Origin of the sequence: Actinopolyspora alba, from assembly GCF_900112765.1 — a bacterium.
In the GTDB taxonomy this organism is placed as follows: domain Bacteria; phylum Actinomycetota; class Actinomycetes; order Mycobacteriales; family Pseudonocardiaceae; genus Actinopolyspora; species Actinopolyspora alba.
On the sequence record NZ_FOMZ01000020.1, the window covers coordinates 62666 to 71779 of the forward strand.

Consider the following 9114-nt stretch of genomic DNA (forward strand, 5'->3'; position numbering starts at 1 on the left):
TGCGCACGGGATCGCGATCATTACTATGATCGCATCGTTCGTCGCCCGAACGGGTGAGCCTGGATGATCGAGGGGCGGAGGGCGGCGCCGGTCGGAACGCGCCACGGCGGTTGTCGAGAACGACGGTTACCCGCCCGATCGCATTACCATCGGCTACATGCCCCCTCTGCCCGGTCGCTCCGGCGGCTCCCGATCCAAACGTCGGGGTCCGCGGCGGCGGCGCGGGCTGCGGACCGTGGACGAGACCTCCGCCGGTGGGCTGGTCGTCGACGGGAGCTGGGAGAACGCCGCCGTCATCGGACGTTCCGACCGACGGGGCCGGTTGCTGTGGTCCCTGCCCAAGGGCCACATCGAGACCGGTGAAACACCGGAGGAGACCGCCGCGCGAGAAGTCTCCGAGGAGACGGGCATCATCGGACGGGTAATCCGCCCGATCGGGACGATCGACTACTGGTTCGTCGCGGACAACCGGCGGGTGCACAAGACCGTGCACCATTTCCTGCTGGTGGCCATGGGCGGCGATCTTTCCGACGAGGACGTGGAGGTCACCGAGGTGGCGTGGATGCCGCTTGGTGAGCTGGACAAGGCTCTGGCCTACGCCGACGAGCGCAGGCTCGTCCAGCACGCGATCGCGCTGTTCGGTCCCGGTGCGGGCAGCGCGGAGTTCGGCACCGGAACGGAGCACGGATGACCCGCGGCCCCGGTCACGCACGAAAACCGCGCGGCGCACGGATCCGGTTACGGGCGGGGCTGCTGCTCGTGGTGGGCGCCCTGCTCGCCGCGTTGGCCCCCGTGACCACACCGGTGGCCGAGGCACAGCCCACCGAGCGGATCGACATCACCGTGTCCACGGTCACGCCACAGCTGGTTCGGGGTGATTCGTCGAACACGCTGACGATCAGCGGAACCATCCACAACACCAGCGACAGCACCCTGCGCGACCTGGAGATGCGACTGCAGCGCGGCGAAGCCCGAGCCACCCGCGCCAGCGTGCTCAAGGCACTGCGGGACCGGGCGTCCACCGCCGTGGTGCGAACCAGGTTCGAGCCGGTCGCCACGAAACTCGCAGCGGGCGCCCGGACCGGATTCGAACTGCGGGTGACGCTGCGCGGCGCGGACTCCCGATCGCTGCGCATCGGCTCCCCGGGGATCTATCCGCTGCTGCTCAACGTCAACGGTGAGCTCCCCTCCCGGCGACGGGCCCGCGTCGGCTCCACCCGGTTCATGCTGCCCGTGCTCTCACCTCCGGGAGGATCCCCGGCGGCCCCTTCCGAGAGCACGCCGGTGACCACGCTGATACCGCTGATCGACTACCCGAGGATGATCCAGCAGCGGCTGCCCGGACGGCCGACCATCCTCACCGACGACCGACTCGCCCGATCACTGGCCCCGGGCGGCAGGCTGCACGGCCTGGTCCGGGCGGTGTCCGAGGAAGTTCCCCCGGACGAACCGCTGGGCAAGGGATTGTGCTTCGCGATAGACCCGGACCTGATCGTCACGGCGAAAGCCATGGCCGAGGGCTACCGGGTGCGCCGGGACAACGGCGACACGGTGCGGGGAACCGGTTCGGAAGCCGCCAGGACCTGGCTGGACGACCTGCGGGCGGTGACCCAGGGGCGCTGCGTGATCTCGATGCCCTACAGCGACACGGACGTGGTGGCGCTGGGGCGTGCGGAGCTGCCCGAACTGATCGAGGACTCGCTGGACGGCGCGGACGCGGTGAGCGATGAACTGGGCGTCGAGGTCCGCGAGGACGTCCTCTGGCCGGTGGACGGAGCGCTGGACGAACCGGCCGCCTCCCAACTCGCCGACACCGCGGTGAACAAGGTGCTGCTGCACCCCGACTCACTCGCGAGCACCGACGGGTCGCTGCGGCCGTTACGCCTGAGCACCGCGAACTCCGACTACACACCGAGCGCTCGGCTGATCGACCCGCTGGTGGCCGACGCGCTCAACCCCATGCGCGGGCAGAGCGCTGCCAACTCGACCCAGCTCTCCCCGCTGGGTGACGCCACTCCAGCACTGCTGGACGGCCTGGCGAGCCTGACGTTCCGCTCCCGGAGCGCGGCGGTGCCCGGTACCACGCTCATCGCCCCACCTCGTCGCTGGAATCCGAACGAGGGGGAACTGCGCGACTTCCTCTCGGGGCTGCGAACACTGCGGGACGCCGGGTTCGTACGGCCGACGGCCCTGCCCGAGCCCGGTGACGGCTCGGCGGAGCGGGGAGCGGCCGGAACGCGGGAGCAGTCCGTCGGGAACGCTCCCCGGCAGGTGGCGCTCACCTATCCGGCGAGCAGCGCCGCCGACGAGATCCCGCAGCGGGTGCTCGGCGAGCTCGCGGAACAGAACCGCAAGGTCGGCCGCCTCTACCGGGCCGCGGCGCGTGAACCAGCCAAGAACGTCGACCCGGCCAGCGTGACCACACCGCTGCGCAACGGCCTGTTGCGCGGTGCCTCCAGCGCATGGCGGGGTGAGAGTGGTACCGCCCGGAAATGGGTGGAAACGGCGGAACGGACCCTGCGGGGGATCCTCGGCAGCGTTCGGCTGGGGGATCCGAAGCCGATCTCCCTGACGTCGAGCAACGGCAAACTGCCCGTGACGGTGGTCAACGACCTGCCGGTGACCATATGGTTCGAGCTGCACGTGGACAGCCCACGCGGGGTGAGCGTGGACGACCTCGGCAGGTTGAAGGTCCCCGCCAACGGCAAACGCCAGTTCCTGCCGAAGCTGCACGCCGAGCGGGCGGGCAAGTTCACCGTGGATGTGACGATGCGCACCGAGGGGGGCACGAAACTGGGCAGGACCCAGCGCATCCGGGTGAACTCGAACGCCTACGGCACGGTTTCGCTGATCATCACGATCAGCGGTGCGGCGTTGCTCGTGCTGCTCTCCGGCAGACGTATCGTCCGCCGGATCAGGGGTCGCAACGGCACCACCACGCCGAACGGTCCCACCGGGACAGCGGCGGAACAGCCGGGTCCGAACGGGAGTGAGCCACCCGACGCTCCGCCGAACTCGCCCGAAACGAACGATGCGGACGAAACGGCCGAAACACCGCTCGGCTCGGCGGACGACACCCGAACGGACGGCGCGGCCGACCGCCCGACCACCGAAAATGATCCACAGCAGAGCTGAGACCCTTTGACCCGAGCCCTGTGCACAGCGTCGCGTCAGTTTCCGGGCGCACCGGCCATCGGGTAGGCCCGGTCGGCGGAGGCACCGGTCGCGGGTCGGCGAGCGCACGGTGAGCACCTCGCCGGATCGTGGCGCCCCGCCCACCCGTAACGGCGAGCCAGCAGGCGACGCGGCCTCAGCTAACCTGGCCGGGTTGCACACGTACGGGTGAGCATGCCGATCGAAGGAATGAGTTGGTGAACGGAGACAACCGCACCGGAGCCCTCGGTTCGCGAGGAGGACCCGGTGGGGAGGACGCTCACCCGACAGAACCGCTCCCACGGATGACCGGTTTCCCGGCGCCTCCCGCCTCGGCACCGAACACGGACCCCTCCGACAACGCCGCGGAGCTGACCCAACCGATCCCGACCGTCGGCCACGGCCCCGGCAATGTCCGGGCCGAGCAGCACACCGAGGTCATCCCCAGCGTCGACGACAGGGCCGAGCGCTTGACTCCCGATCCGGAACCCGCCCGCGCCCAGGAGGACGAAACTTCCGAACCCCGGCACAGCGGCGGCAAGAAGTCGCTGCTCAAAGCCAGCGGATCGATGGCGATCGCCACGCTGATCAGCCGGATCACCGGCTTCGGCTGGAAACTGGTGCTGGCCTACACCATCGGGTTCAGCGTGGCCAACGACTCGTTCACCGTCGCCAACACGCTGCCGACCAGCATCTTCGAACTGCTCATCGGTGGTGTGCTCACCAGCGTGATCGTCCCGGTTCTGGTGCGGGCGCAGAAGTCCGACGCCGACGGCGGGCAGGAGTACGTGCGCAAGCTGCTGGCCGCCTCGGGACTGGTGCTGGTGGTGGGCACCCTGCTGTCCCTGCTCGCCGCACCGGGGCTGGTCTGGCTGTACATGGGCGACTCCGACAAGGCCAACCCGGAACTGGCCACGGCTTTCGCCTACCTGCTGCTGCCCCAGATCCTGTGCTACGGCGCCAGCGCGCTGTTCGGCGCGCTGCTGCAGTCCAAGCAGATCTTCGGCCCGCCCGCCTGGGCGCCGGTGATGAACAACGTGGTCATCCTCGTCACGCTCGGCGTCTACACCATGCTGCCCGGCGAACTGACCGTGAATCCGGTGCGGATGACCGACGCGCACCTGCTGACCCTGGGGATAGGCGTCAGCTGCGGTGTGCTGGCGCAGGCGTGCGTGCAACTTCCGGCGCTGCGCGGAACCGGGCTGAGTTTCGTCCCCAGATTGGGCTGGGACTCCCGGCTGTCCGAGTTCGGCGGGATGACGCTGTGGATGCTGGGCTACGTCGGGGTCAGCCAGGTGGGGTTGCTGGCGCTGTCCCGCGTGGCCACCGCCGCCGACCCCGGCGCGTGGTCCATCTACAACTACGTGTGGATGCTGCTGCAGCTGCCCTACGGGGTGATCGGGTTCTCGGTGATGACGGCGATCCTGCCGCGCATGAGCGCCGCCGCCGCGGACGGGGACGACGAGCGGATGGTCGGCGACCTCTCGCTGGGCAACCGGCTCTCCACCGTCTCGCTGCTGCCGATCAGCGCGGTGATGACCGCGCTCGGCGTGCCGATCGCCATGGCGCTGTTCTCCGTCAGGGACGGCATCGGCTCGGTCGAGCAGCTCGGAGTCGCGCTGGCCGTCTCCTCGTTCGGCGTGCTGCCCTTCGCGATCACCATGATGCAGATGCGCGCCTTCTACGCGCTGAAGGACGCGCGGACCCCCACGCTGATCATGGTCGTGATGACCGTTGTGAAGGTGTTACTCGCGATCGGGGTGGCCGGTGTGCTGCCCGAGGAGAGCGTCGTCCTGGGGATAACGTTCACGAACTCGTTCACCTTCGTCATCGGTTCGCTCGTCGGCGAGCTCTGGCTGCGGACTCGACTGGGCCCACTCGGCACCCGCCGTTTTCTGAGCACTTTGGGCAGAACGCTGGTGGCCTCCGTGGCGGGCGGCGCACTGGCCTGGCTGGTCAGCACCGGTATCGACACGGTTGTTCCCGGCGACGCGGGCGCCGTGACCGGGTGGCTGCAGGTGGTGTTCGGCGGCACTATCGGACTGGCCGCCATCTTCGGCGTGATGTGGCTGCTGCGGGTTCGGGAACTCCAACCCGCGTTCAACCGAATTACGGGTCTGCTGCGTCGCCGCTGACGGCGGTGTCACGTACTCTCGAACGGGGAGTCTCTACGGCGGGGCGGACGGGATCATCGTGGACTACGGCCGCCCTTGCACGAGCGGGGTTCGCGTTCGGCGACCCTTTGCCGACGGGAAGAATCGGGAGACGGCAGGTGAGCGGAAAACCGACCGAGCAGCCGGGTGCCGGACAGCACGAGGACACGATTCACAACGAGCGAACCGTGCGTCGGGAGGACACTACGAGTACGGCACACGCATCCGAGCAGCGACTCGCGCCGGGCGCGGTACTCGATCACGGACGATATCGGCTGCTCACCAAGGTCGGTTCGGACAGTCGTTGCAACGCCCAGCTCTGGCGGGCCAAGGACGGCGTCCTCGGACGCGACGTGTCCCTGACGATCATCGTCGGGGACAGCACCGACACCACCCAGACCTCGGACGCGCGCCGCACCCTGGAACGCGCGATGCACGCCAGCACTTTCAACCACGTCGGAGTGGCCAGGGTGCTCGACGTGGTCAGCAGCGCTCCCGGTGATCCGGACGGCGTGCTGGGCATCGTGATCGCGGAGTGGACCCACGGCAGCGACCTGACCGAGGTGATCTCGGACGGCCCGCTGGCCCCGGGTACCGCCGCCAGGCTGCTGCAACCACTGGCCGCCGCCGTGGAAGCGGCGCACCACGCGGGACTGGTACTGGGCATCGACCACCCGCAGCGGGTGCGGGTCACCGGTGACGGCGAGATCCGGATGGCGTTTCCGGGGCCGATGCCGGACGCGGGTTCCGGGGAGGACGTGCGCGGGCTGGGCGCCTTGCTCTACCTGCTGCTGACCGGCCGCTGGGCGCTTTCCGGCAGCCCGGAGGGCGTCTCCTCCGCACCGGCGGGCCCCGACGGGACCGTGGTCTCGCCCCGCACGCTGCGTCCGGCCATCCCGCTGGAACTGTCCACGGTGGCGGTGCGCGCACTGGGCAGCCCGGAGTCGAACGGCACCACCGGCGGCGTACGAACCGGGGCGGCGGTGCTGCGGGTGCTGGAGCAGTACGCGCAGCAGGACGCGGGTGAGGCCGTGATGCACTCGGCACCGGCGGGGGTGGAGGCTCGCGGCGACGACGTCTGGCAACGCGAGGACCCCAAACCCGATCCCGGCAGACGGCGCAAGCTGATCTACGGGGTCGGGGCCGTGGCCGTGGTGACGCTCTTCGTGGTCAGCTGGCTGGCCGCCATGCTCATCGGCATGTTCGTGGGTCCCACGGACAGCTCGGGCCCCAACCGGATCGTCGGTGGGGAGACGAACAGCGACTCGCAACAGCAGCCGTCGTCCAGCTCGAAGGAGAGCTCCGCGCCCCAACCGAAACCGGTCGCGGTGAACGGGTCGGACGTGTTCGTCACCGAGCAGGACCGGGACAACCGGGACGAGGTCGACCTGGTGCACGACGGTGACAAGGGCACCAGCTGGCAGACCGACGGCTACAACGACCAGCTCGGAACCGGTTTCAAGAGCGGGATCGGCATCGTGCTCACGTTGGAGAACCCCTCGAAACTCACCGAAGTGGACGTCACTTCCCCCAGTTCGGGGACCGAGCTGGAGATCCGGGCGGCGTCCGACGAATCCCCGGAGCTGTCGAGCGCGAAGGTGATCGGTGAGGGCGAGCTCGACGACGGAACCACCACCATCCCGGTGAAGACCGACGAGTCCACTTCGCACGTGCTCGTCTGGATCACCGGGCTGTCCCAGGGCGACCGCTACAGCTCCGAGATCGCGGAGATCGAGCTGCGCGGCACCAACGGGCAGGCGTAACGCTACGGTCGCGCGGACCGGCCCCGGCGGGACCGGTCGCCGGTCTCCCCGCCGCACGGTGAGAGCCCGCAAGGGAGGCGCGGAGCGAGTGGGAGCCGCCGGTTCCGGGGCCGTCCCGTGTCCCGCCACCGCGGGGTCGGGAGACGAGGAAGCCCACTGCGGTGGGACGGGAGGCGCTCTGACCAATCTGGTGGATGTGTAACAGCGCATAATCAGTAGGGTTCGTGGCGTGTCAGAAACCGCCAGTTCGGATGCCGATCTCATAGCGGCTCACCTATCCGGGGACCGGCAGGCGTTCTCCGAGCTCTTCCGGCGGCACCGTGATCGACTGTGGTCGGTGGCCCTGCGGACGATGCGTGATCCGGAGGAAGCCGCCGACGCGCTGCAGGACGCGATGATCTCCGCGTTTCGCAACGCGGGTTCGTTCCGCTCCGAGTCCAGGGTCACCACCTGGCTGCACCGGATCGTGGTGAACGCCTGCCTGGATCGAATTCGCAGACGTCAGGCCCGAGCCACCGTCCCACTACCGGAGGACGGTCCGGGCGAACCCGCACACCCGCACGACAGAATAGCCGAGCACGACACCCGAATGGTCGTATCGGACGCGCTCGGCGAACTGCCGGAAGATCAACGAGCCGCTATCGTGCTCGTGGACGTCGAGGGATATCCGGTTTCGGAGGCGTCGAGACTACTCGGCGTGGCCGAGGGCACCGTCAAGAGCCGCTGTGCCAGAGGCCGGATCAAGTTGGCGCAACTTCTCGGGCATCTACGGAACCCGAGTGCGGACGCGCACGTCTCAGACGAAGGCATGGCCACGCGTCGACGGGAGGGACGATGAGTGGCGAGGATCGGCGTGCCGGTGAGCACGGGGTTCCGGAATGGTCCCCCGAGATGCTGGCCGAACTGCACGCGGGAGCGCTCGATGAGGAGACCGCGGCGCGACTACGGCCCGCGACCAGCGCTGATCCGGCAGCCGCGGCGGTCCTGACCGCGCTGGAGACCACGCGGACCCAGCTGGCGGAACAGGTCGCCGTCGAGATACCGGAGGAGGTGGCGGCCCGCATCGAACAGTCACTGGCCGTCGAACCGCTTCCGGTGGCCACGGACGGCGCCGACGGGCAGCACGAGCACACCGTCGGACACGGGATCCACGGTGACGAGCGAGCGGAGTCCCACGGCTCGCCGGAGCCGGAACAGGCCGAAGTGATCGACATCGGGCGTGCTTCCGGCCGGGGCGGCAACCGACGCCGCCGACGCCGCGGGCTCGTGTGGGGCTCGGGCCTGGTGGCCGCGGCCGCCGCGGTGCTGGCCGTGGTGCTGGTCACGGTTCCGGGCGGTGGCTCCGGTGACCATCAGGCGGGTGACACCGGTTCGGAGCCACCGGCCGCCACCGGCCCCTCGGATCCGCCGCTGGCGTTAACCGGGGAGCAGGCGACGCTCAACGGCGAACAGTTGCGTGCGGTGCTCTCCTCCGAGGAGCGGTACGCGGGCGGGCTGGACGACCCCGGCCGACTGCTGCGGTGTTTACAGGCGAACGGGATCTCCGACAGCGACCCCATGGGAGCGCAGCGGATCACCTTCAACGGTGAACCCGCTCAGCTGATGGTGCTGTCGACCGGTGAGGTCGGCCAGTTCCGGTTATTGACGGTCGGCACCGACTGCGGGGCGGGCAATCCCGCCACCATGTCCGACACCGTGGTCGGTGGCTGACCGGGAGTTCCGAGCCGGATCGTCCACGAGGGTGCTCGACCTCTCCGTTCCGTACGGAACGGCCGACGAGCGGCCGTGGGGTGAACAACCGGGTTCACCCCGGCCGCGAGAACAGCGGTCCAGCATGTGGGCGCGGGCACTCACCCCACGGGGACGGGAACAACCGGCGCCTAGTATCGCGTTGACGATGAAGCGCGCGGACACCGACCACGCGCGAACGACGTGACGAGGGAAGGGGCGCGGTGACTGGCGACGTGCGGAACGTGATTGTCGTTGGCTCGGGTCCTGCCGGCTACACCGCTGCGGTGTATGCGGCGAGGGCGGAGTTGCGGCCG

The 9114-nt window shown here is 69.4% G+C and carries 7 protein-coding genes; all 7 read left to right on the top strand.

Annotated elements, in window-relative coordinates:
* The first annotated feature begins 157 nt into the window (after positions 1–157).
* Entirely contained in the window at positions 158–691 is a 534-nt protein-coding gene (locus tag BM150_RS22815; RefSeq protein WP_092929946.1) for an NUDIX hydrolase, read from the top strand.
* Positions 688–3135 carry a DUF6049 family protein gene (locus BM150_RS22820; RefSeq protein WP_092929948.1) on the top strand — a complete coding sequence of 816 codons (2448 nt, stop codon included), beginning with the start codon at positions 688–690 and terminating at the stop codon, positions 3133–3135. Before BM150_RS22815 ends, BM150_RS22820 begins: the two co-directional genes overlap by 4 nt.
* 323 nt (positions 3136–3458) lie before the next feature.
* Positions 3459–5288: a murein biosynthesis integral membrane protein MurJ gene (gene murJ / locus BM150_RS22825; RefSeq protein WP_092929974.1), complete on the top strand. Its 1830-nt coding sequence runs from the start codon at positions 3459–3461 to the stop codon at positions 5286–5288.
* Between the two features lie 137 nt (positions 5289–5425).
* On the top strand, positions 5426–7069 hold the full coding sequence (locus BM150_RS22830; protein ID WP_092929950.1) for a protein kinase family protein: 1644 nt from the start codon (positions 5426–5428) through the stop codon (positions 7067–7069).
* Positions 7070–7298: 229 nt separating this feature from the next.
* Complete coding sequence (gene sigM / locus BM150_RS22835) at positions 7299–7907, top strand: RNA polymerase sigma factor SigM (RefSeq protein ID WP_092929952.1); 609 nt, start codon at positions 7299–7301, stop codon at positions 7905–7907.
* A complete protein-coding gene (locus BM150_RS22840) occupies positions 7904–8779 on the top strand; it encodes a hypothetical protein (RefSeq protein ID WP_092929954.1) in 876 nt (291 codons plus the stop codon). The genes sigM and BM150_RS22840 overlap by 4 nt, the downstream gene beginning before the upstream one ends.
* Before the next feature lie 242 nt (positions 8780–9021).
* A partial coding sequence (locus BM150_RS25195) for an FAD-binding protein (RefSeq protein WP_139219634.1) occupies positions 9022–9114 on the top strand: 93 nt, incomplete at its 3' end.

Excerpts from the sequence above, each read along its gene's own strand:
- BM150_RS22815 (WP_092929946.1), top strand. The coding sequence starts at position 158 with ATGCCCCCTCTGCCCGGTCGCTCCGGCGGCTCCCGATCCAAACGTCGG.
- BM150_RS22820 (WP_092929948.1), top strand. The coding sequence starts at position 688 with ATGACCCGCGGCCCCGGTCACGCACGAAAACCGCGCGGCGCACGGATC.
- murJ (WP_092929974.1), top strand. The coding sequence starts at position 3,459 with ATGACCGGTTTCCCGGCGCCTCCCGCCTCGGCACCGAACACGGACCCC.
- BM150_RS22840 (WP_092929954.1), top strand. The coding sequence starts at position 7,904 with ATGAGTGGCGAGGATCGGCGTGCCGGTGAGCACGGGGTTCCGGAATGG.